Source organism: Litoribacter ruber (genome assembly GCF_018500185.1).
Taxonomy (GTDB): Bacteria; Bacteroidota; Bacteroidia; order Cytophagales; family Cyclobacteriaceae; genus Litoribacter; species Litoribacter ruber.
In genome coordinates this window covers 329,567-352,949 of the sequence record NZ_JAHBGI010000001.1, presented here as the reverse complement: position 1 = coordinate 352,949, position 23,383 = coordinate 329,567, and the positions used below count along the sequence as shown (strand labels likewise).

The 23,383-nt window shown below is 42.6% G+C and carries 15 protein-coding genes; 9 read left to right on the top strand and 6 right to left on the bottom strand.

The genetic code is table 11. The annotated features are described in order from the left end of the window. Positions 1-2: 2 nt before the first annotated feature. A complete protein-coding gene (locus tag KIH41_RS01570; RefSeq protein WP_213945100.1) occupies positions 3-4,358 on the bottom strand; it encodes a hypothetical protein in 4,356 nt (1,451 codons plus the stop codon). A gap of 493 nt (positions 4,359-4,851) precedes the next feature. Continuing rightward, the gene (locus KIH41_RS01565) at positions 4,852-5,895 is read right to left on the bottom strand and encodes an RluA family pseudouridine synthase (protein ID WP_213945101.1); all 1,044 of its coding nucleotides are present in this window, start codon (positions 5,893-5,895) and stop codon (positions 4,852-4,854) included. Between the two features lie 59 nt (positions 5,896-5,954). On the opposite strand from KIH41_RS01565, the gene KIH41_RS01560 reads away from it, so the two are divergent. Beyond that, the gene (locus KIH41_RS01560; RefSeq protein ID WP_214161270.1) at positions 5,955-6,869 is read left to right on the top strand and encodes a 1-aminocyclopropane-1-carboxylate deaminase/D-cysteine desulfhydrase; all 915 of its coding nucleotides are present in this window, start codon (positions 5,955-5,957) and stop codon (positions 6,867-6,869) included. 1 nt (position 6,870) lies between these two features. Here KIH41_RS01560 and KIH41_RS01555 read toward each other — a convergent pair whose 3' ends face one another. Then, the gene (locus tag KIH41_RS01555) at positions 6,871-7,524 is read right to left on the bottom strand and encodes a carboxypeptidase-like regulatory domain-containing protein (RefSeq protein ID WP_394369776.1); all 654 of its coding nucleotides are present in this window, start codon (positions 7,522-7,524) and stop codon (positions 6,871-6,873) included. A gap of 137 nt (positions 7,525-7,661) precedes the next feature. Between KIH41_RS01555 and KIH41_RS01550 the strand changes: the two genes are divergently transcribed. From KIH41_RS01550 to KIH41_RS01535, 4 genes are all read left to right on the top strand, one after another. Further along, positions 7,662-8,045: an ArsR/SmtB family transcription factor gene (locus KIH41_RS01550; RefSeq protein WP_143962590.1), complete on the top strand. Its 384-nt coding sequence runs from the start codon at positions 7,662-7,664 to the stop codon at positions 8,043-8,045. Positions 8,046-8,050: 5 nt separating this feature from the next. Beyond that, positions 8,051-8,755, top strand: coding sequence for a YjjG family noncanonical pyrimidine nucleotidase (locus tag KIH41_RS01545; protein ID WP_213945103.1), 705 nt, complete (start codon positions 8,051-8,053; stop codon positions 8,753-8,755). 69 nt (positions 8,756-8,824) lie between these two features. Continuing rightward, the gene (gene pruA / locus KIH41_RS01540; protein ID WP_214161269.1) at positions 8,825-10,462 is read left to right on the top strand and encodes an L-glutamate gamma-semialdehyde dehydrogenase; all 1,638 of its coding nucleotides are present in this window, start codon (positions 8,825-8,827) and stop codon (positions 10,460-10,462) included. A gap of 51 nt (positions 10,463-10,513) precedes the next feature. Next, positions 10,514-10,819: a thioredoxin family protein gene (locus tag KIH41_RS01535; RefSeq protein WP_214161268.1), complete on the top strand. Its 306-nt coding sequence runs from the start codon at positions 10,514-10,516 to the stop codon at positions 10,817-10,819. On the opposite strand, the gene KIH41_RS01530 is transcribed toward KIH41_RS01535, so the two are convergent. The 3 genes from KIH41_RS01530 to KIH41_RS01520 form a co-directional block, all read right to left on the bottom strand. Further along, entirely contained in the window at positions 10,816-11,622 is an 807-nt protein-coding gene (locus tag KIH41_RS01530) for a hypothetical protein (protein ID WP_214161267.1), read from the bottom strand. The two genes, KIH41_RS01535 and KIH41_RS01530, sit on opposite strands and share 4 nt — an antisense overlap. 80 nt (positions 11,623-11,702) lie before the next feature. Next, entirely contained in the window at positions 11,703-13,454 is a 1,752-nt protein-coding gene (locus tag KIH41_RS01525; RefSeq protein WP_214161370.1) for a M14 family metallopeptidase, read from the bottom strand. A 12-nt stretch (positions 13,455-13,466) separates the two neighbouring features. Further along, positions 13,467-15,077, bottom strand: a complete 1,611-nt coding sequence (locus KIH41_RS01520) for a M14 family metallopeptidase (RefSeq protein WP_214161266.1) — start codon at positions 15,075-15,077, stop codon at positions 13,467-13,469. 587 nt (positions 15,078-15,664) lie between these two features. Here KIH41_RS01520 and KIH41_RS01515 point away from each other — a divergent pair. The 4 genes from KIH41_RS01515 (at position 15,665) to KIH41_RS01500 (ending at position 23,365) form a co-directional block, all read left to right on the top strand. Continuing rightward, positions 15,665-17,035 (top strand): undecaprenyl-phosphate glucose phosphotransferase, encoded by a 1,371-nt coding sequence (locus KIH41_RS01515; RefSeq protein WP_213945108.1) that lies wholly within the window; start codon positions 15,665-15,667, stop codon positions 17,033-17,035. A gap of 919 nt (positions 17,036-17,954) precedes the next feature. Continuing rightward, positions 17,955-19,019, top strand: a complete 1,065-nt coding sequence (locus KIH41_RS01510) for a polysaccharide lyase (protein ID WP_214161265.1) — start codon at positions 17,955-17,957, stop codon at positions 19,017-19,019. A gap of 1,022 nt (positions 19,020-20,041) precedes the next feature. Next, entirely contained in the window at positions 20,042-21,328 is a 1,287-nt protein-coding gene (locus tag KIH41_RS01505; RefSeq protein WP_214161264.1) for a polysaccharide lyase, read from the top strand. Positions 21,329-22,435: 1,107 nt separating this feature from the next. Then, on the top strand, positions 22,436-23,365 hold the full coding sequence (locus KIH41_RS01500) for a polysaccharide lyase (RefSeq protein ID WP_213945111.1): 930 nt from the start codon (positions 22,436-22,438) through the stop codon (positions 23,363-23,365). Positions 23,366-23,383: the final 18 nt, after the last annotated feature.

The following is a 23,383-nucleotide window of genomic DNA, read 5'->3' as shown; positions in this document are numbered from 1 at the left end:
ATTTAGGGCTCCTCTGGAAAGACTATTTCCATCTCCTCTTCTTTGGGAATCCTGGGTTGCCCCAATCCTACCGATCCTTTTAGGCCAGAAAGCGTGGCCCTCCACCAGTAATTAAAGATAAACCTGCTGTCGTCCCTTGGCTCATAGATGGTTGAGGTCACCAGGTTATTGAAAAGCCTTCGGGGGTTGTTGCTTCTCACGGCTATGGCATTGATCACCCAAGAAAGAATCCGCTTTCTTCCCGTGCCCTGCTCTAGGGTACGCTCGTCGAGTAAGCGCAGGTTAAGCTTTCTGTATTGCACAGTCATTTCCCCCCTTGCGCTGTTATCGTCGGCTATAAATTCCCAATGAGCCTCTTCAATAGTTCCTCTTCTTGCTGTCGCAAAAGCATTGGTTTCCAAAATCGGATTGATGAGTGCCAACTCAAATTCACCTGTCTGAGCCCTCACTTTCATCGGGAAATCACCAAAAAAGTACATGGTGCCCGAAATCTCCATGGGTGCCACCTCATTCATAAACCCTTTGCCAAACAGCTCGCTGGACTGAAATTCATAATTATCCGGGTTCTCGGTCAGCTGAAAAGGCGCAATGGATATATCCATATCATTGAACTGTATATTGCCAGGCACCATACCTTTGGAAGGAAACTCATGATAGCGGATGTTTGCCTTTGACATAATCAGTGAATCTACGGTCACATCAATACCAGCATTCATCATCAGCTTTTGCGGCATTGGGCGATAATTACCTTCCTTGATCTCAAAGCGTTTATCCCTGAATACCTCTGCCGAAAGGTCGTGGAGTTCAAGCCTTCTGGCTACAAATTTCTTATCCTCCACAAACTTGTTCAAATCCAGCCCATCAAAAACCACCTGCGGAATGTGTACTGTCGCAACATCGGTTTGGTGGCCTACTTTCCTAATGTATTCGTATTTCCCTACTTTTGGGAACATGCGCACATCATCTAAGATAAGTTGATCTCCGTTAAGCTTTGCCAGCCCCACCCTGACTACATTCAGGCTATCTTTCAGCTCCAATTCGTAATTTGGAATCACTACCTCATAGTCTGAATTCAGGAAAAACTTGGTATCAAGCTCACCCATTCGGGTGAGGTCAAAGTTCAGGTCGCTGAGCACCAAACCCAAGTTGGAGAAAGTCTGTATGTCTTGGGCGGTACCTTTTTCCAAAAGCTGGATTTTCCCTCCCCCTATTTCAAACCTGCCAATATAGAGGTTTGTCAGAATCTGCTGAAGGGCCTCCTCAGTCTTCTCCACCTTCTTAACTGTTTTCTCTCCGTTGTCCAAATAAAGAGCTATGACTGGATCATCTAATTTCAGGCTCGAAATGATAAACTCCCCAGTTTGCTGGAGTTCATTCAGGGATTCGGTCTTCATCACCACTCTCGGAACGGCTGCAGAAATCACAGGCCGACCCGGTTGGCCCACAGTGTTAATGGGTGTCAAAGCAAGGTCGGTAAATACAATCTCCTCATCTTGGGTGTTGAGGTCTACTTTGGCGAAATTTATCGAATGTATACTATCTTGAAGTACCAGTGAAAAATCATCGATGCTGGCCTCCATGTTTCCAAAGAATTCAGCAATTTCCCCGTGGGTCAGCTTGGTGCTGTCCAATAGGAAATTGAAAAACTTGAGGTTTATCCCCGTATCGATCAGCTCCCTGCTCACTCCGTCAATACGGTAAGCTACATTGATGTGGGCATTTTCAGCCTCTATGGTGTCAATCTGCACCACATCAATGGTTCTTGGGAGATTCCGGTCGCGCCCCCTTCTGCCCCGTCCATTTCTTCTGTCCTCCCTTTCTTCATCCCGGTTGATAAATAAACGCACGTCCGTATCGGTCAGCTTCACTTTTTGAAGCGATAACTCATTGTCAAATACAAAGGTCTCCAAATCCACCCCTCCAAAGCTCATTTCTGGAATATCGGCACTGATGGATACTTTGGCTGGGATATTCCTGCGCGGGCGGAGCCTCACATTGGTTGTCAATATCTCCTCTCGGGCAGAATTAAAGCTGATTTTGTCGGCGATTATGCTGTATTGTCCTTCCGCCAGATTAAAGACATAATTGTCCAAGCTGATATCCAGCTCTTCAGCAAAAAAGGATTGCAACTCCCTTTCCCCTGAATATTGGTCCAGGTAAAAATTCTTAACCCGGATGGATACATTGTCTTCTGCAAAAGTCCGGATTCGGTCCTGACCCAGGTTTTCATATTCCCAAGTCCCCGCTATCAGGTTAAGTGAGTCCACCTTTATCACTGAGAAATAAGTGGTGAGCAAATCATATATATCGGACTTATCAATATCGGTTTCTTCACGGTCCTCCCTCCCTTCACCTTTTCTATATTGTGTGAGCTTAATCACTGGCGATGGAACTTCAATTTGATTGACAAGCAGTTCGCCTCTAAAATATGCTGAAGGGATATCAATTCCTCTTGCAGAAAACTCAGGGATTTCAATATCCAGCACCGAGTTGATCTCATATCGGTTGAGGTTTTCCTGAATATTATTGGGATCTGCCGGGCGAAATTTAAAACCGTTGATTTGAAGGAAATTCTCTTTGGTATCCAGATAAAGTCGATCCGAAGTGAACATGTGCAGGTTATCGGAAAGCTTCAAAGCATAATCCTGAATCTCCAACTGCAAATCCTCGGCGAAGAAAATCCTAGACGACTGACTGTCCACATCTTCGTCCAATCGGAAATTTTCCAGCACAAAGTTAATTTCACCAAAGGCCAAACTATCTTGCCTCAGTCGAAGTCTATTATCAAGCACAAGGTTACCTTTGCGCATTTCCAGCCTCTCCACATAGATTGCCCGAAGGAATTCACGGGTTAATTCCTGAAGGGATGTTTGTGCCAAGTTTTGGTCCCCATCGCCGGCCCGCACGTCTTTGAGAAGTACGGAAGGCTCATTGATGATCATTTCCTTGATATCCACAATATTCTCATTATAGATTTTCTTCAGATTGGCATCGGAAAGTGAAAGGGAGGGGACATCTATTTCAAACAGGGTTATGTCGGGGGTCTCTCCTTCATCGTCAATGGGAAATACTTTCACGCCCGTGATCTCTATCGCATCATCAAAGGAAGAAAGAAGCACTTTTTGACCGGTTACCCAATGGACGCCATCTGCCAAGGCAATCTTTACATCCGAGATATCAAGGGCAGCATCTCTGGCGTGAAAAAACTGATTCCGTTTCTTTTCCTCATCTGGACCAATGTACACATCCACCATCTTGAAATCTATAGACCCCGCCTCCACTCTGTTGCGATTGGTATCCCTGATGCTCCTTTGAAGATAGCTTCCTTTATAAATATCCATATTTTCCACACTGATGGAGGCCAGGATGTCCTGAATCAGGGGATAAAGATCATATTCAATGGCCCCTTCTGCATCATCGGTGACCACATCTGAGAAAATGGAAAACTTGGGATAATTGAGCGCCAACCTGCCCACTTCAACCTCGGAGGTGTAAAACACCTTGTTGATATCCGCATCCGTCAATTCCAAAAAATCGAGCTCCACCTGATAATAGATTTCAGAAGGGCTGGTCACATCTGGGACTAAACGCACCTGCTGTCCTTTGATATAAGACTCCAGCGAGGAAACATCAACATGGTTAGCCTTAATGGTGTGAATACTATCCGCCAAAAGCAGCTCGAAATTGTCCATCTGGAAATCAAACCCTTCGGCATTGAAAGGCGTGGCAATCTCCCTTTCCTTCAAAATCTGGATGTTGGCAACGTGGAAATGGGTTTTTTCAGCTTTTATGGACTGCTGGCTAATGAAATTCTCCAACAGCAGGTCCGCATTGTCCACGTACAGATCCCTGATAATAATATCCTCCAAGTTACCCCCTACCGATTTCCGGATTTCCTGTTCCAACATCCGCAGCGGGCTTTCGCCTCTTTCCTCCTCTTCCATTTCCTGAAGACGGGACTGGATCATCGGCTCGGTAAGTCTAATGGTTCCCAGAACCAAAATCTTATCACCAAAGCGGTAATTAATCCCCTTGATGGAAAATTCAGGTATTTCGATTCGGTGAAAAGCGAGGTGCTTTTCTTCTTCCAGCGTTTCGTCGGAAGGCACCAACGTGAATCCCTCCACATAAAATCCCCGTTCCAAAAGGGACAGATAAAACCTTTTGAAATCAATGGTGTACTTTCCATCCGAGGCAATTTCCACCTGCTCTTTGATATAGCGGCGAAGAAGAAAGTCAGATGTGAAATATACCGTAACCTGTAGAAAAAGAATAGTCCCAATAAAAATCAGAAAGTAACGGAGGAATTTCCGTTGCCCATCGCTCAATTGTAACTTTTGGGGTGTTTTTTCGGTCATACCTAAGCAATCAAACAGCAAAATAACCTATATATGGCTATAAAGATATTTTTCTAGGAAAAAATTGTAAAACTTTAACTAATGAAATATAAAAAAAGCTATGGAATATTACTCCATAGCTTTAGTCAATTAACAATAAACCCAAAATAACCTGTTGTAAGAGAAGGATTCGAACCTTCCTGAGCCTATTGGCCGGCTCTCCGTATTGGACAATACCTTACATCAATCCGTACATTGAGTACCAATTGGTTTTACAAATATACGGCAGGTCTTTGGAAATTTAAAATTCCTCAAACATTTGGATCAATATTTACAGATTATTTATTTTGAATCGTTTTCGGTTACCATATTGGCAAAATCAAATATTTATTTGAGCTTATTTTTGAAAACTCATCAACCATATACCAGTTCCTCAATTGACAAATCGGGAAAATGATTGCGATGTAATTAATAATTCCTCAGCCCAGGCAGGGAATTTATACAAATTCAGCAATTAAACATCTGTCTGTACATAGTTTTCCCATTTCTCAAGTGCCAAAGTGAAATCCTCAGGAAGCGGGCTTTCGAAATGAAGCTTTTCATTGGTCACCGGATGGATAAATCCTAATGAAGCGGCATGCAGGGCTTGCCGAGGCAGAATCTCAAAACAGTTTTTGATAAAAGCTTTGTACTTTGAAAACTGTGTTCCCTTACGGATTTTATCCCCTCCATACATTGCGTCATTAAATAATGGATGTCCCAAATGCTTCATGTGCGCCCTGATCTGATGGGTACGGCCTGTCTCAAGGTTACATTGCACCAGCGAAACATACCTTAATTTTTTCAACACCTTATAATGTGTAATGGCATTTTTGCCCTGACTGCCGTCGGGAAAAGCCTGCATGACCTTCCTGTCCTTGGCACTTCTGCCCACATGCGCATCAATGGTTCCTTGCTCTTCCGCAGGTTCTCCCCAAACCAGTGCCATGTAAGTACGCTCGATGGTATGGTGGAAAAACTGATGAGCCAGATGCGTCATCGTCTCCTCGGCTTTGGCAATCACCAACAACCCACTGGTATCTTTATCAATTCTATGCACCAATCCCGGTCGTCCTGAATTGCCCGGCATAGTAGGCAACTGATTGAAATAATACACCAAGCCGTTTACCAAGGTTCCTGTCCAGTTACCATGGGCAGGATGAACCACCATCCCGGCGGGCTTATTGACCACCATCAAATAGTCATCTTCATAAATGATATCCAAAGGAATCTCCTCCGGGATCACTTCGCTATCCATCTTTGGCTTGTCAAACATCACCGTGATGAGGTCCCCAGGCTTAATCTTATAATTCGACTTCACCTTTTGGTCATTCACCAAGACATTTCCCTGGTCAATACCGATCTGAACTTTATTCCGAGTTGAGTTGGCAATTTTGTCGGTCACAAACTTATCTATGCGCACCATCGCCTGGCCCTTGTCTACCTTGATGCTATAATGCTCATAAAGGTTTTCATCACCATCATCGAAATTTTCTTCGTCCTCTAAATCTTCTTTCATGATGCAAAAATACAAGGTGTCAGACAAGAAATTGGTATTTTTGGGAATTATCTGAAAACATGCCCCTTTTCGATCCAAACGCGATACCGACCCAACTCGTCAATTTGCCTTCTCTGGAAAGACAAAACATCAAGCTTTTGCTCAAGCGGCTGGATTTGGTTCATCCCTTTATTTCAGGCAATAAATTTTACAAGCTCAAATACAACCTGGAAAAAGCAAAAAGCGAAAACCATCACACAGTCCTGACCTTTGGGGGAGCTTTCAGCAACCATATCCAGGCTACGGCTGTGGCAGCTAAGCTTTCGGAAATAAAATCTATCGGGATTATCCGGGGTGAAAAACCCAAAAAGCTGAATCCAACCCTTGAGAGAGCCCTAGAAAACGGGATGGAGCTGTACTTCATAAGCAGGGAAAGTTATAGGATGAAAGCTGACCCTATTTTTCTAGAGAGTCTGAAAGAGAGATTTGGTGATTTTTTCCATATTCCAGAAGGTGGCACCAATGATTTGGCAATTCAAGGAACCTCGGAAATCTTGACTGAAGAAGACCTGCGTGCCGACATCATCGCAACAAGCATAGGAACTGGCGGAACGCTGGCAGGACTGGTTAAAGCCGCGAAAAAGCATCAGCAGGTCTGGGGATTTTCCGCACTGAAAGGGGATTTCATGGGGGAAGAGTTCAGAAATCTTCTTAATGCTCAGGTGATCAACCATTCATGTGAATACACAATTTTCACGGATTACCATTTTGGAGGGTACGCCAAGCACAACAAAGTTCTTTTGGAGTTTATCGAATATTTCTATCGGAGTTTTGGAATCCCGCTGGACCCCATTTATACCGGCAAGATGCTTTATGGGGTTTTGGATCAATGCGAAGGCTTGGAAAATAAGACCATTCTATGTCTACACACCGGGGGGCTGCAGGGCATAAAAGGGTTCAATCAGCGGTTTGGAACCGACCTAAAGGATCGGTAAATTAATCGTCCCTGCTTTTGAGATCACCACGCTTGATGCTTCTGATGAAGTCACGCCAGGCAAATGGGTTGAGCAATGGCAGCGGTCTAGGTCCGTATCTGTCTTGGGTCTGCATAACCTGCTGACGGCTGAATCCCCTGAAGTTCTCATCACCTGAAGCCGGCATTTCCTCAGCCCAACGCAAAAGCAACTGCGGACTCAAATTGCCCCGGTTTAGCGGCATATCCTCCTCGATATTCAAGGCCAACACGGCCCTTTTAAATTCATCTTCAGTCGGATAGGGCATTACCTCTATTTCACCTAAAAGGATTTCGTCGGTATCCATGGTGACGATAAGGCTGATCTTGTCATCCTTATGGTCCTTGGGAATTACAAAGGACTGCTTTTTGAGACCTATAAAGGTGAAAACCACACTATCCCCCTCTGCTACAGGCATAGAGAAATATCCAAAATTATTACTGCTGGTACCTCTACCCTTTTTGGGAACGTACACGTTTACTCCCGGAATAGCGTCTGTACTATCAGCATTGAGGATAATCCCGGAAAGTTGGAGAATCCTTCTCTCCTGCTCATCCTGAGCCTGCACTTCTGCGCACAGAAAAGTTGCACCGAAGAAAAACAGGAAAAATGCTATATGTGGTAAATTGATTTTCAAAATCAAGGGGTTTTATAAGTCAACCTTTTACTGTTTTAAATGGTTTCGGATGCCTTATTGATTTCGTATGCTATATTAATAGATTTTCGGGGGATTTGCTTAATTTCAGGCCATATTTATTAGTTAAATTTGATTAAATGCGACTCAAAAACATAAGCTTAAGTTACGGAATGCGGGTTTTCAAGGCCCTTTCGGAGGAGCCCAGGGTACGCATTATCCACCTGTTGATCCAAAACAAGGAACTTTCGATCTCCGATCTGGAGCACATCCTGGATTTCACCCAAACCAAAACCAGCCGCCATATCACCTACCTGAAGAATTCCGGTCTAGTGGGAAGCCGCAGAGTGGACCAGTGGACTTTTTATTACATATTAGATGAGGCTATTGAAATCATTAATCAGATTTTTAAGTTTATCCAAAAGGATATCAACCTCAAGCGAGACCAGGAGATTTTTGAAATCCTGCAGTCAAACCGGGAGTTGGCCAGAAATAAAATCGAAAACAACCCTTATAGAAAATAACCAATTTGAAAACCTATCACCATATCTTTTTCGACCTTGACCACACCCTTTGGGATTATGACACCAATGTGAGGGAATCCCTTCAAGAAATCTTTCAGCTTTACACCTTATATAATCTGGGGGTGCAAACTCATGAACTCTTTTACAAGGCCTTCATAGAAATCAATTATGGGCTTTGGGGACTCTATAATAAAGGCAAGATTGATAAAGCCGGGTTGAGGAAAATCAGGTTTCAAAGGATTTTTGAACATCTTGGGGCAGACACCCAACGGATACCGGAGGAAATGGAGGAGGACTTTATGAACAGGACTTCCTGCAAGACCAACCTTTTCCCCTTCAGCCTTGAGGTGCTCGATTACCTGAAAAAGAAATATCAGCTGCATATCATCACCAATGGCTTCAATGAAAGCCAAGGGCTAAAAATCAACTCATCGGGGCTTCAAAATTATTTTGACCTGGTGGTGACATCCGAAACAACCGGCCATCGCAAGCCAGACCGGCGTATTTTTGAATATGCACTTGCCCAGGTTAATTGCACTGCTGAAACCTGCATCATGATTGGCGACAATCTGGAATCAGACATCCGCGGCGCCCAACAGGTCAATATGGACCAGATCTATTTCAACCCCAATGAAGCTGAGACGGATAAAGGTGACATCCGCCCGACCTATTCCATCAAATGCCTGAGTGAGATCCAATCAATCCTGTAAGATTGCCCGGTTTCTACCCTTAATCTTTATATTTGCAAAAAATCAGCGTAACTATAAACTCAAAATAACATGTTGAAAGGTTTTTTTAAAGTACCTGAGCCAATAAATGAACCGGTGTTAAACTATGCACCAGGCTCCCCTGAAAGAGAAAAACTTCAGGCCACACTCAAAGAATTGCGTGGAAAGGAAGTCGATGTGCCTATGTATATCGGAAGTGACGAAGTGCGCACGGGCAACAAAGTGCCTATGAGCCCTCCTCACGACCACCAGCATATCCTTGGATATTTTCACGAAGGGGAAAAATCCCATGTAGAGCAAGCCATCAATGCGGCATTGGGCGCCAAAGAAGCTTGGGAAATGTTGGAGTGGGAACAGAGAGCAGCCATTTTCCTGAAGGCTGCCGATTTGCTTGCCGGGCCATACCGCGCCAAAATCAACGCCGCCACCATGCTTGGCCAGTCCAAAAACGCTTACCAGGCAGAAATCGACGCTGCTTGTGAGATTGTGGATTTCTTGCGTTTCAACGTGAAATACATGACGGAAATCTATTCCCAGCAACCACCAATTTCCGGAAACGGGGTTTGGAACCGCTTGGAGCAAAGACCTTTGGAAGGCTTTATTTTTGCCCTTACGCCATTTAATTTTACGGCTATTGCCGGCAACTTGCCTACCGCACCAGCCATGATGGGCAACACGGTGGTATGGAAGCCCGCTTACACGCAGATCTATTCCGCACAGGTCTTAATGGAAGTATTCCGTGAAGCTGGAGTTCCTGACGGGGTAATCAACCTTGTCTTTGTGGACGGACCATCAGCGGGAGAAGTGGTATTTAACCACCCTGACTTTGCCGGAATTCACTTTACTGGCTCCACTGGCGTATTTCAAACCATCTGGAAAACTATCGGTACCAATATTCATAAGTATAAATCTTACCCCAGAATTGTAGGAGAAACAGGTGGTAAGGACTTTGTAATTGCCCACAAGTCTGCCCATGCCAAGCAGGTTGCTACCGGACTTTCCAGAGGTGCTTTTGAATTCCAGGGACAGAAGTGCTCTGCCGCTTCAAGAGCCTATATTCCATCAAACATCTGGGATGACGTAAGAGAATTCCTTTTGGAAGACCTGAAAACTTTCAAAATGGGCGGTACAGAAGATTTCTCCAACTTCATCAATGCCGTAATTGACGAAAAGGCCTTTGATAAAATCTCTAGCTACATCACAGAAGCCAAAAATTCCGACATGGCTGAGATCATCGCTGGTGGCAACTTTGACAAGTCCAAAGGTTACTTCATTGAACCTACAGTGATCTTGACTAAAGATCCAATGTTCAAAACAATGGAAGAGGAGATCTTCGGACCAGTGCTTACTATATATGTATACAATGCCGAACATTTTGAAGAGGCATTGGAGCTAGTGGACAAGACTTCCCCATATGCACTTACCGGTGCTATTTTCTCCCAAGACCGCTATGCAGCTGCATTGGCGACAAAAAGATTGAGAAACGCCGCAGGCAATTTCTACATCAACGATAAGCCTACCGGAGCAGTGGTGGGGCAGCAGCCATTTGGAGGAAGCAGGGCTTCCGGAACCAATGACAAGGCTGGTGCAATGATCAACATGCTGAGATGGGTGAGCCCACGTACGATTAAAGAAACCTTCATTTCCCCTACGGATTACAGATATCCTTTCTTGGGCGAAGACAAATAAATATACTAAGTCCTTTTCCTCTTTGGGAAAAGGACTTTTTTTATCATCCCCATGGCTAAAAAGACCCTTAAAGACACGCTTTCCAAAAGCCAGCAGCTAATCTTGGTAGATTTCCACGCCGACTGGTGCGCCCCATGCCAGACATTGGCCAAGGTGGTGCAGGAAACTTTGCATGAATTAAAAGCCCCCATTGAGTTGATGAAAATCAATATTGACCAGAATAAGCAGGCTGCCTTGAGTTTTTCAGTAAGGTCAATACCGCATTTAATACTTTTTAAAAAGGGGAAGATCGTTTGGCAAAAAGGAGGATTAATAACCAAACGCGAACTTGAGAAAGCTTTGAAAGGGTTTGTCTAGTTTTGGGATGGGGAGTCCTCCTGAAAGAGCCGCACAAATGGCAGCGTTCGAAAATTCTGCAGCGCATGTATCCCTGCTGCCAGAAATAAGATTAAGGCACCGGCCATTGCCGAAAAAGCCACCAGATCATCGTGCCCCCATTGCTTGACCGCAATTGCCGCTAAGCCCCAGGTGCCCACCAAACAGCTTTCACGCAGGTTTCTCCAGTAAGTAAGCCAAAGAAATACAATGACAGTAATAAAAATCAAGGCAGTCACCCAAGTGGATTCTTGAATCCATTCATTGATTTCAAACACATATTTAAATATTACGGCGAAATTAGTAGCGGTAGCCACGACTATCCAACCAAAATAAATGGCTATAGGCCACCAGACAAAGAATATCTCTTTAAACTCTGCATCATACAGCTCGAGCCCCAGATTCCTGACCAACTTCCACAGGCAAAATAACAGCAATAGCATAATTATTCCAGACAGGAAAATATATTCCATTGTCCAGGAAACAATCCATAAAGTATTCATGGCATTGGAAAGGAAGAACCAAACAGAACCGTTGATAACGGATCGACCGGGATTGGGAGTAAAGACTGCATACCACTGGTTACCTATAAAAAACAGCAGCATGATATAGATTAGCCCCCAGATTGAAAAAGCGTAGCCGGCTGGCGTGAAGAGGGTGTTATATTCCTCACTCACCTCCCCCACAGACGGAAGAGAGCCGTTTCCCACCCCCAGTTGATAATTAAAATATAGAACTATGAATAGGGTAAAAGTATTGATAGTGGCAAAAGACAATATTCTCATGTACCTTACTCAACCCGAAAAAACGGTTGATTGTTAATAATAAAAGAAAAATCCCGGTTGATTATGACCGGGATTTTTTATTATCTTTTCTGATCCGAGGACCAAGAGGCTTTCCCTCCCTTGGCACTATCCACATCTATGGAATACTTGCCACCACCGCTTACGACCCATCTCACTTTTATCGCTTCCATCCCTGGGATATTTTTGACGGCAATTCGATCAGGATTGTTCACTTGCTCTTCGACTTTGTTGAAGTCCTCATTTTCCACCACCATTCCGGCAACCACTTTTGGACCCTGCAGGGTTACATAATCCGGCCTTTCAATATTGTGTTTCAAATCCTGGCTGGAGTGGGTAGGCATCAATCGCTCATTATATATAGTAGCGGTAATCTCCCTCATCCCACGGCCCAAATCCTTCTCCTTAACATCCATCACGCTCAACTTCGGAGTATGATAGGCATGATAAATCGTAAAGGCCATGTTTCTATGCGCATCCTGCTCTAACAAGAACCCTGGGTGCGCTCTGCCGAAGTTTTTCTTAAACCCTCCAATTTCAATTTTCCCAAACTGCGGGTGATCGTACTCATCCCAGTCCACAAAGGCATCTCCGAAAGTCAAATAGCGGTCCACGGCCATTTCTTCATCCTGATTGCCCCTGCCGGCATTTTTATGGAAATACAAATAAGAAGTCATCAGCTCATTGGAATAGGTATAGACACCACGTCCCCCATAGAACCAATCCAGCTCTCCTCCGAAAACAGAATACATGTCTTTATATACTACAAGGTATCTGTAACCAGGTATTATTTCCTCACCTTTCTTGGCGATAGCGTCATAAATACGGACATCCTCTCTATTATAAGTGTCCTTATCTTCCTCGGCACCTGGCCCTCTTAGAATCATCCCACCATAATTGTGGTAACTTTGAGCACCTGCAATGTTTGGGTGATCCATTACAAACTCCATGACAGCACGGTTTTCAGGCAAACTGAACGGATACTTATAGGCACCTCTTTGCACATAGGTGGGTTGCCAGTTCCAGCCCCAGTCCCTATTAGGGTCATAATAACCGATTCCATCCTCATTTACCTGTCCATCGCCATCACGGTCGATTCCTTCATAACCGAGCATCTCATATTCGCCTTTTTCTTCAGCCGAAACCATGATTAGCTTTCGCGGATCTCTTTGATCCTTGATGTAGCGGCCAGTGGGTGATTTGCGGATCATCATGGTGATGTGTCCATCTTCGTTTAGATCGTCAAAACCGTCCTCACCAGCTTCACCATCCCCATCATTGTCCAAAACAATCATACCTGAACGGGGCGAATGTGCCGTATTGGCCTCCAACATATAGTTGTTTCGGGCATCGGGATTGATAGTAGGCACGATATAGAAGGTCTTGTCCTGCAGCAATTCCTTAATGAAATCCAGATCATCAAACATTTCAGTAAGATACCAAGCCGTGTAAAGGGAGAATTCCGCTCCTTGGATTTCATTGGAGTGAATGTTTCCATCAATATACATGGCAGGCTTCCTGTCTGGGTCACCTGTCTTGAAATCCGAAACGGTTAACAAATAAATGTCACGACCCTCGTAAGATTTGCCGATACTTTCCATTCTGGCCAAATCCGGATGGGCGTCCGCAATTTTACGCATGACTTCATTTATACCTTCATATGTATAGTACCTGTTCCAAGCTACCTCAACTTTTGGCCTATGAGGAGTTCCTATAGCCCTAAAAAACTTTTCCTGTGCATCTACCTTAATGGGGGCGGAAATAGAGAAAAGGGCTCCTGCCGCCAAGGCGCAAATATATTTTTTCATTTTCATCATTTCTACCAATTATAACTTCACCTCCAATGTTGCGATTCCCGTATGAGGAGCACCTGCTCTAACCTCAAATGTGCCGCTTCCTTTTACAATGTAGGACAGTGTTTTCTTTTCAAATGCGCCAAGTGAGTCCACAAGCTTAATTTTATCACCTGATACCAGATCATCCTTATCTTTATTGGAATCGATTCTGATCTTTTGAAGCCACCTTGACCGTTCCCCCATTTCAGTATGGGTTGGCAATGGTGAATTATTGTAAAGATCTACTGTAACTCTGGTCAGGCCATTGTTTAGCTTTTCGGCTTTGAGGTTGTGAAATTCCAAAGAAGGCTGGAGCTCTGCGAGTTTGATGATGAAATCCTTATGCTCACCCGCAATCTCCGGAACCATATCCATAGGCGGGTTATGCATCACAAAAGGCTTTATACCTCCCACTTCTACTTTCTGACCCTGGAAATCAGGATGCTCTACGGCTGTCCAATCCACAAATACGTCTTCAAGCCCTTTATCCTCGGCCCAGGCCATAAAATTTGATTCTTGGGATTTGTAATTCCCATTGTCCTCCTTTTTCATCTCCGGTATCCACCAGCCCGGAGTACTGAAGCTGAGTCTGCCAAAATGGAAATAAGCCCATTGGAAAAAGTCTCCGTCTGTTCCCTTGTTGTCTTGTCGGTAAGCATCAAGTGAAGTGGTCTCATTATATATGGAGGAAATCATTTTGTTGAGCTCGACGTCTTTTTCCAGCATGGAAGTCACCACCCTCTTTTTGGCATCACCCGCATTATATGAAAGCGGGCTAGAAAGGTTATTGGCTGGCCCAAAGGTCACGAATGCAAAAATATTGTTGTGCTCAAACAAAAAGTCCAGCAGCGCTCGGGTTTCGGGCTGGGACACTGGAATATCACCGGCCAATGGCTCAAAAGCCGGAAATTTATACGTCAGGTTCTTATTAAATGCTATCCCCTCTTCAGGATCTTCATTAAACTGCCCGTCCTTATCCCTGTCTACACCTTCCATCATATAAAGGTGGGTACCTCTTTCTCCTTTGCTTCGGTCAGCTTTTGTCATAAGAAGATCGTTTTCGGAACTGACCTTATGATCTCCCATTGGGCTTTCTATCCTCATCATGGTAATCATCCCGTCCTTGTTGAGATCATCGTAGTGGTCTTCACTTACCCGTCCATCCCTGTCATGGTCGATCTGGGCGGCATTCCCTCTTCTTTCATATTTTACTGAAGAAAAATATTGCTCGTAGGCATCCGGCGACATGTTTGGGAAAATATAAAAGGTGGTATTGTCAAGTAAACCTTCATTTTCCTGAATTAGCTTTTCGGCAAATTGCACGGCAAGCTCCACACCCAGTAGGTGATAACCTTCCACACCTCCTGTGACTGCAATGGCGGGTTTGTTTCGGTGGTCACCTTTGCCGAGGCGAAGCATCCAAATATCCTTGCCCCCTTCGGTTTTGGTAAGAGACTGTAATTCCGCCGCACTGTTTCTTGCCACAGTCTGCAAGCGGCTATTGAGCTGATTCAGGCTGGAATAATCATCCTGGGCCCAAGCGGGATGGCCTAGGCCCAAAACCACTCCCAGCCCTAAGGCTGAAATTATTTTAAGCTTCATATTAGATTTATCAATTACGGATTGAAGTTTGTACATACCCCAAGAACGCATATAATACGGCTCCAGGGTACTCCAAAAAACATGAGAGGCTCATCTTCAGGATAAAAGGCCATAATAAAGGAAGGCCCTCCCGTGCAAAATCAACGCCAAAGCAACTTAATTGCACTTCAAAAAAATTATTTTAAGTTTTAAGAAGCATTTATATGAGTATATGAATGTAAACTATAATCTTTATGCTCTTTGAACCTAAAAATATGTATTATCTAATAAATTTTAATCAGAACGTTTAGAGTTTGGCAAGGTAAATGTTGATGTATAGACATAATGAAATTATTTAAATAAATATTAGCCAATAACGGCAAGCATTTATAAATATTTGACAAAAAATTTGTATATTTAAAATATAGGATTATGATTGGTTTTACTTAGCAACTGAAAGTTTTAAAAGTCAGGCCCCATTTTAGCTTATCACCCATTTGCCTGACCCATACGATTAACTCAAAGTAAAAATAGGCCAGTCCGTTGACTGTGGAAAGCAACTTACAATACTGAATTGATTTTTGAATAGTTTTTATTCCTAACACATTATGTCTAGATCGGAAAAAATTTTAGCAACGTTCTTCTTTATTTGGGATATCATCACGCTTATGGCGGCTTTTGCCCTCTCCGTAGCCATCTTCCAAGAAGAATTAGTTATTATGAATGAGTGGATGATATTAGCGGGGGTTCTGGGCATCTGGTTTATTATCGGCTACTGGAGAAAGCTCTATAATCTCAAAGTCACCAAAACAATGGAGTCCCGGCCTTTCCGGTACTTGAAAGCTTATTTCATCCTAATTGCGGTAGTCGCATTTTTATATCACATCCTTTCTTTCCCTTCATTTGAAAGAAACATCATTTTAGCCTTTTCACTGGGCTTCCCAGTACTAGGATTTACTTCGAACTTCTTTATCAACAATATCGTGAACAGAATCAACCAAAACAGAAACGTCAAGCATACCCTGGTGGCCGGAGTTGGAAATGCCGCTGCAAATGTATACAACTACTATAAGTCTAACCCTAGCAAATACGCTGTTAAAGGTTTCATCAAGTGCAAAAAAGAAGAAACCTTCATCGAGCAGGATAAAATCGTGGGTGATGTAGACAACCTTAATGACATCCTATGCGACAATGAGGTGGATGAAATCGTGATCGCTATACCGGTAAAACCTTCCAAAAAGATCAAAAAGATCATGCAGGCAGCTGACTACCATGGCAAGCGAGTACGCTACATCCCTGACTACTCGGAGCTATTCGGCAAAAACTATAAGTCTGTAAAATACGGAGAGATGGACTCCATCAACACGCGTCAAATGCCATTGGATGAAACCTCTTCCTACGTGGCCAAAGAATTCTTCGACTTGTTCTTTTCCACCATGGCGCTGATCTTCCTTTCTCCACTTCTATTAATAGTGGCAGCATTGATCAAACTTGATTCACCTGGACCGATTCTTTATTGCCCACTTAGAATAGGAAAGAACGGCAAGCCTTTCAGAGTATTCAAGTTTAGAACAATGAAAGAATGTGATGCTACTGGGAATAAGTCTACCCAAGAAAATGATCCAAGAATTACCCGAGTTGGCAAGTACTTAAGAAAATACAGCATAGATGAGTTACCGCAGTTTTTGAATGTTTTCTTCGGAGACATGAGTGTAGTAGGGCCAAGACCACATAGAAGCCAACTTAACCAGCAGTTCCAGGAATCTACAGAGCAGTATATGTTAAGACATTACTTCAAGCCAGGAATCACCGGCTGGGCACAAGTGAACGGCTGGAGAGGACCAACAAACACGCTAGAGCAGAAGCAGCAGAGAACCTCTCACGATTTGTGGTATATCGAAAACTGGAGTTTCATCTTAGACATTAAAATCATCTATATGACAATCTTCGGAAAGAAAACCCATTCATCTGCTTTTTAACCTTTAAACCAATATTTTTTCAAATGACATTAAAAGCCCGGCAATATTGCCGGGCTTTTTTTTATGCTAGTAATCCGCCACCTCTCGCACTCCTCCATCTTGAAATCTTTATGTCAATTTTTATAATTTTCAGACATTAACCCCCACCATATTGCACTTTTTTATTTTTACTTATAAAATTAACCACACAAAAAGAAATCTTATTTTACCAAACCCCCTGAAATATTCAACACCAAGAGTCTTTAAACTCCGAAAATTCTTCAAAAAAATTTATTTTTTATATTTACGTTTTTGATCACTTCATTTACATAATTTTCCTTTACAGATAAATAAGATGCTGGAAAACAATATCTATAATTGACCTCAGCACCAACTATTTAACCACACAAAATTTACCAGTCTTAAGGTATAAATCATTCATATTGGAAAAAGACTATTTTAGACTCATCCCGTCCATAATAGCATCGAATAACTGAAATGGACAGACCAAGTACATTTTTCAATTCAAAATGGGGCTATATCCCAACTCTATCTTTAAATAATCACAAGTTTTTTGAACTTATTTTCGCTTTTTCAAAAACCACTTTTTTATTTGTAAAAGTTAATTTTAACTTCAAAAAAGTCAATTAAAAATTTGATAATCATGGAATAAGTAAATTTTCTAGCCTACAATAATATCCCTGTTTTCAAGGTTTATATAGCAAGTGCGGCAGAAAAAGCCGGCTCCTAAAATTAATTCGAACTCAAACCCCAGCAAAATGACAACGAATAAAGGAGATCCCAGAGGAATCAACAACTAGCCTTGCAGCGCGGGAGGGATTACAAAATAATATTAGCCCTTAAAGTATTGAAGACATCCTCCAAGCGGCGCAAAATCATAAACCAATCCCAAAGAATTAAAATAATAACCAGTAATCGAATGCAAATTTTAACAAAAGTGGCTTACATAGTAGGCCTATCCACGCTAGGTCTAGCCACTATCTCATGTGACACCACAGGTCACGATGAGTTCACAGAAGAAATGAGCGCGTTGAGATCCGTCTCCGCCAATGTCCTAATCAATGAGGACTTCATGGGAAATAACCCATTCAGCCAAGTACACCAGCAGTTGCCGGTTAGCCACTCTTTCAATACAGTGGAAGATCCTCAGGACAGAAGCAACCGAGTTGGCCGCTTCGAGTTGAGACAAGACGATCCTATCCAAAGTAACGGCAAGAGATCTGAAGTTCTTTTCCCTGCCCAGGACAACAGAGACAGATGGTACTCTTATTCTCTATACCTACCTGCCAACACATTTGAGAGAGATAGCGATAATGACATCATCACTCAGTGGCACCAAGCCGGAGGCGGAAGCCCTTCTACTACTGTAAGAGTTCACAATGACAGATTCCTTGTGAAGTCTGGTAACAGAAAAGAAGATAGAAAGGATTTCGACCTTGGACCAGCTACTAAGGACACATGGCATGATTTCGTGTTCCATATCGTTCACTCTCCAGGTAGCGACGGCGTGCTTGAAGTATGGCACAACGGGGAGAAGGTACTTGAAGAAAGAGGCGGAAACATGTACGACATGGAGCTTCCTAGATGGAAAATCGGTATCTACAAAGCTTCATGGATGAGCAGAAATACGGACACCCGAATGAGAGCCCTTATGTTTGACAACGTAAGAATCGGAAGCCAAAGAGCTAACTTGGAAGAAATGATGGTAGCCCGAAATTCATCTAGCGCCAGTTCAGGATCTTCTAGCTCAACAGGCGGCGGATCAAGCTCAGAAGGCAGCAGCTCTTCTTCAAGCAGTTCCTCTTCAAGCAGCTCTAATGATTCAGGTTCTAATAACTCAAGCTCAAGCAGCTCCTCCAGCAGCAGCAGTTCTTCATCATCTTCCTCAGAAGTAAGTGAAGACAACACTGATGATGAAAGAAGAGGCTGGAGAAATAACAGAAGACCTTCCAGAAGAAGCTGGGGATGGGGATGGAGAAGATAATTTAATTGCTTCTTATTCCTTGACCAAAAAGTAGCCCTATGGGCTACTTTTTTTTTGCCAAAATTTAAAGCCCCCTCCTGAGTCAAGTGTTTTTAACAGCCAATGTTCACCACAAAGCAGGCTGAATACAGCTTCTACCCCCTTAACACGTGTACAACGAAGTAAATCACAACCAAATCAAGCGTAAATTCTGATTATCAGGCATATCGCCTAATCAAGCCAAATTATAGAGGTCTCACATTTAGCACCGGATTCCACACTTTTTAATGGAAAATGTGAGCATAATTGGAACTTATATCCCGAGCACCTTAAATCGATTTTGTCATCCATCCAACTTTTAAATTTTCATAAACATAACATTCTATACCTTTATATAATTATTCTTATTTTGAAAAGAATTATACCGACAATTAATACATTTTAAATAATACCAACAATAGATCTTTTTTATAAGTACAATGACCTCTACAGATTGTAGAACAATCTTACACCAAATAGCGCGACATTAAATTGATATTAAGATACTTACATATTTTAATATATTTACATTTACATTTTCAAGTAGTTCATATATAATTTTTAAATATTAAATTCAATTGGCAGGCCTTAGAAATTTACCCATGCCATTCGCAAAGAATTACCTGTAAATAGGAAAAATGTACCTAATTGGTAAAATTCAATTTTTGACTATCAATAGTGCAAAAACTTTTTATTTGACTATTAACCAACTCTTTTTGGTCAACAAATGCATTTAAGACTCATTCCCCCCCTTACCAGTTCTGGTAAAATAGCACAAAACTAAAAATCTTAATTTATAGGTTTTATACAATTTAAAATATACATAGTATTGTTTTTTAATTCTAAACCTTAAAAGAAGTCAATTATTAAGGAATGGTATTGGCTATTAGAGAAGGCACAAGAACGGTGAGGGTAAAGACTCTATCCCTTTAACATAAGCCCTTTTAGATTTTTGCCCTCGCCTTTCATCCCAGCAAACACTTAATAGTATTTAGAAGTATCCCATGAGAAGATTAACAAAAGCAACCTACCTTCTAGGCCTTTTCTCTTTAGGCCTTGCAGCAGTTTCTTGCGACACCGTCGGTTATGACGAACACCCAGAAGAAACAAGCGCATTGAGATCCACCTCCTCCAGCATCTTGATGTCAGAAGATTTCAACGGCAGCAACCCATTGAGTCAGGTTCACCAGCAGTTTGGAACCGGACACGCTTTTAATGTAGTAGAGGATCCAAGAGACAGAAGCAACAAGGTCGGAAGATTCGAACTTCGCTACGGAGACCCTATCACCTCAAACGGCATCCGCTCTGAGGTTCTTTTCCCGCCACAGGAAGATAAAGAAAGATGGTACTCTTATTCTATATACGTCCCTTCAGATGAATTTGAAGAAGACAGTGACAATGACATCATCGCCCAGTGGCACCAAACAGGCGGTGGGAGTCCAGCTACCACACTTAGAATCCACAACGGCAAATGGCTAGTGAAATCCGGTGAAACCAAAGACAAAAGAGAAGATTATGTATTTGGCGACGTAGAAAAAGATAAATGGCACGAGTTCGTATTCCATTTCGTACACTCGCATGGTAGCGACGGTATTTTGGAAGTTTGGCACAACGGCGAGAAGGTAATGGAAAGAAAAGGCGGAAACATGCACGACTTGGATCTTCCCAGATGGAAAGTAGGTATCTACAAAGCGTCATGGGCCAGCAGAAGCACTGATACGAGATTGAGAACGCTTTACTTTGACAACCTAAAAGTAGGTGACAGAAATGCAGACCTAGAAGCCATGGCGCCAAGAGCTACTGCAGCGGCAAGAGCCGAAGCTGAGGCAAGAGCTGAGCAAGAGGCACGTGAGGAAGCCGAAAGAAAAGCTGAAGAAGAAAGAAGAGCAGCCGAGGAAGCCAAAGAAAGAGAAGAGCAAGAAGCTAGAGAAAGAGAAGAAGCTGAAAGAAAGGCTGCCGAAGAGGAAGCCAGGGCAGCAGCAGAAGCTGAGGCAAGAGCTACTGCTGAGGCAGAAGCCAGGGCAGCAGCCGAGGCAGAAGCCAGAGCAGCAGCTGAGGCTGAGGCAAGAGCGGCAGCTGAGGCTGAAGCACGAGCGGCAGCCGAAGCAGAGGCCAAAGCCCAGGCAGAAGCAGAAGCAAGAGCCGCGGCCCAGCCAGTAAGACCAACTCCTCCACCTCCATCCAATCCGGAATCGCCAAATACCAACCCAAGTACAGGCGGGTCAGAAACACCAACCGTACCTTACAATTCCCACCAGCGTGAAGAGCAGCGTGGCAACGGAGGCAGATAAAATTTGATCAATCCCAATTCCTCATAAGGCAACCCCATCCACGGGGTTGCCTTTTTTTTTTTAATTGACCTCTCGCAGCTTCGGACCGTTTACTTTTGAATTTGAAGAGCTAGGTCTTAGCAAAGCCATACGTTTAAAGTCGATTATTTTGTCTTGGCCCGCTTTTCAACCAACGCCATATTCACCCCACACATTTCCCCAATCAGGATAAGCCACTGGTATTTATCTATTTATCAAATCCAACTTTTTAGCCTCATAATTTGAACCTCACACACCATTACTTAAACACCCCAATACTAGCTACGCCAACTACAGTTACGATATATCCACATCACACATACTTATTTCATCCTATACCCCAAATAATATAATTTTAACAAGATTATCAATAACTATATGACACTTTTAACAAGTCAAAAGTAACCTGTATTGGTAAATCCTATTCTACAATGTGGGGATATTTAAACCCCAAAGCTCACTTCAACCCATTAGTGCTCATTACAATAAAATAATTATCCAACCATTTATTTACGATTTTATATCCTTAATACTCAAATTTAAACTGTTTATATACTACAAAGAACCTTTTACTTAAAGACCATAATAATGCAAAAATTACCAAAATATCAAAACACAAATCAATCTTTAATTATTTATAATTTATCTCTATTGTTATGAATTATTAATTTTTATCAGAGGGACTATTACATACAACCTGCTGACATACCTAACCCCCATAAAGTAATAGTCCCAAATCGAATTGGGATACAAGTAATATTTTAATCATTATTTGTTGAAATAAAACGGAATAATATAATTTATTAGCTATTTTTTATTATAAATCAATCAAAGTTATTAAAAGAAGTTAATTTTCAGGGTATAATAATTGGCTTAGGCAGACTGTTAATACAATATCACAAACCAAAATATTCACCATAACAGACATAGAGATGAAAGACACGAGCCGAGGAAGTCCCACTATGAGATAACACTTCCATCCTTTTGAAATGCGTGAAAAGATAAAAAACATAAGCCCTTATTCACACAGAGTAAAACCAACCCCAGCAAAAATTAAAAATTCCCAGCAATTAATTTATTGAAAACAAAATGCAAAGTTTAAGAAGCAAATTTACCTTATTTGTCGGCCTTTCAATCCTAGGACTAGCGACAGTATCATGTGACACAACAGGACACGGAGAGTTCTCTGAAGAGATGACTGCTCTGAGATCTACTTCAGCCAATGTTCTTCTTCAAGAAGATTTCCTTGGAAGCAACCCATTTGGTCAGGTTCACAAGCAGTTTGGCACCAACCACGCTTTCAATGTAGTAGAAGATCCAAGAGACAGAAGTAACAAAGCAGGTAGATTCGAATTGAGAAAAAATGATCCAATCACCAGCAACGGTAAAAGATCAGAAGTGCTCTTCCCTGCTCAAGACAACAAAGACAGATGGTATTCTTATTCAGTTTTCCTTCCTTCCAGTGGATTCAGAACGGACAGAGACAATGACATCATCACGCAGTGGCACCAAGCCGGAGGCGGAAGCCCAGCAACTACTGTAAGGGTTCAGAATGACAGATTCCTTGTAAAATCCGGTAACACGAAGGAAAGCAGGAAAGATTTTGACCTTGGAGTAGCCACAAAGGATGTATGGCATGACTTTGTATTCCACATCGTGCACTCTCCAAACAGTGACGGTCTTGTAGAAGTATGGCACAATGGCAAAAAGATCCTTTCTCAAAAAGGTGGTAACATGTATCCTTTGGAAATGCCAAGATGGAAAGTAGGTATCTACAAGGCTTCGTGGGCCAACAGAAACACGGACACAGATGTAAGAGTCCTAATGTTTGATAACATCAAAGTTGGTAACCAAAGAGCCGACCTTACAGAAATGCTCGTAGGCACTTTGACTGCTGTAGGCAATGCAGCTTCAAACAACACCTCTAGCAACAGCAACTCTACAGTAAGCTCAGGAAGCACTTCTACTAGCTCAAATGAGACAACTAGCAGACCTTCTAGAAGAAGATGGTGGAGATAATCTCAATCCCAAAGAAAA